The organism is Oscillibacter sp. CU971, from assembly GCF_905219725.1.
Classification (GTDB): domain Bacteria; phylum Bacillota; class Clostridia; order Oscillospirales; family Oscillospiraceae; genus Oscillibacter.
In genome coordinates, this window is record NZ_CAJMXG010000456.1 from 1 (window position 1) to 1,545 (window position 1,545).

General features: G+C 51.4%; 2 protein-coding genes. One reads left to right on the forward strand and one right to left on the reverse strand.

The features are described 5' to 3' along the window. Positions 1 to 91: 91 nt before the first annotated feature. The gene (locus tag JX325_RS16520; RefSeq protein ID WP_204792124.1) at positions 92 to 469 is read left to right on the forward strand and encodes a TnpV protein; all 378 of its coding nucleotides are present in this window, start codon (positions 92 to 94) and stop codon (positions 467 to 469) included. Positions 470 to 543: 74 nt separating this feature from the next. On the opposite strand, the gene JX325_RS16525 is transcribed toward JX325_RS16520, so the two are convergent. Continuing rightward, a partial coding sequence (locus tag JX325_RS16525; protein WP_243414152.1) for a hypothetical protein occupies positions 544 to 1,545 on the reverse strand: 1,002 nt, incomplete at its 5' end.

A 1,545-nucleotide genomic window follows, 5' to 3' on the forward strand; every position in this document is an offset into this window, starting at 1 on the left:
CTTGTTGGTGAAGAGTTCAGTTGCCTTGAATTTCACATGGACAGGGACACGATCAGCTGGATTCTGAATAATTGAATACAGGAGGTCGATAATGGAGAAATTGCCGAAATACACACATGAGAACGGCATTGACTATGTTCTTGTCGGGGATTACTATATCCCCATGCTGACGCTGCCGGAGGAAAACCGCNCNATCGGTCGTTGGGGGCGGATGCACCAGAAGTATTTAAAAGAAAACCGCCCCGGATATTACAGCAGCTTGCTTCTTACTGGAAAATTATGGACATATCTTGCTGACCTGGACGAACAGGCACAGGAACGGCTGGACAGAATTGCAGAGCAGATGCAGGCCGCTGAGGGTGTGACAGAGGAATTGAAAGCGGATGACCAGCTTGAATGGGTGCGCCGCTGCAATTCTATCCGAAGCCGTGCGGAAGAAATCGTCCGTGCAGAACTGATCTATGTGTAAATGAATAATTTTTGCTGTTTCCCGGCGGGCAGTTTCCCGAAAATGGTACAATACCGTTTTCAGAAGCTGCCCGGTCAGGATTCTTCCAGCAGATCAGTCAGGATGCTGCTCTGCTGGTACAGCCAGTCCGTGAAATTTTTCGGGCTGGCTTTTTCTGTCTTGATTGCCTTTTTCCTTTGAAGGGCTTCTTTCTTAAACGCTTCAAAGGCAGCCTGCATTTTTTCCAGCCGGTCAGCCGGTAGGCCGGGCTTCTTTTTTGCCTTGTTAATAATGTTGCGCCAGTGCTGGCACTCGTTTTTATAGACCAGATCATAATTGTTATCCCTGGCTCTTTCGTCGAATTCTCGCTTATTCTGGAGTGCCTGTGCTTTCCGGCATTTGTCACTGCACAATTCATAACGCAGGCTTTCAGCAAGGAAAAGCCGTCCGCATATCTTGCATTTCCGGAAATGCAGCCCCCAGTCATTCAGCCGGTTCAGGTAATAGGTGACTATCGGATAAAGGGATGCATAGGCTGCAACGCACTCCGTATTGCGTTTATTGTCCGGATACCATAGGTCAAGCCGTGTTTCTTCCGCCGGTACAGTGCCGAACACCCGGCTGGAGATTTGAAAACGCTCCGGTTTTCCGGTGTCGGGGTCAAACCGGAGCGGGCTTCTTTCCTGGAACATTTGCGTGAAGCGGCTCATTTTATCCATAAAACGGTCACAGGCCTTCGCCCTCTCCCTCGGTTCTCTCGCAAGCAGATAATCGTTCCAGATACGGAATGCCGCATACATCCTCACCGGGTCGCCGGTGAGATATTTTTTTGACAGAAACTCCCCGGCGGACTGTTCCAGTGCAGGCTGCTTCCAGCGGTTGGAGTGCAGGGCTTCCCGGAGCGGTGCCAGCCCAAGGCGGCTCCATTCCCCGTCTGGATCATGCTCAAACTCCGCAAGGAAAGTCCCCAGAGGGCGTGTCACATCGCACAGGACATCGGTATCCATGTTTCCCCGCAGGCGGAAGCGGATCTGCAGTTCCTCGCCGATCAGGATGCGCTCTTTCTTTTTCTGCCTGTCCAGTGAAAGGACAAGCAG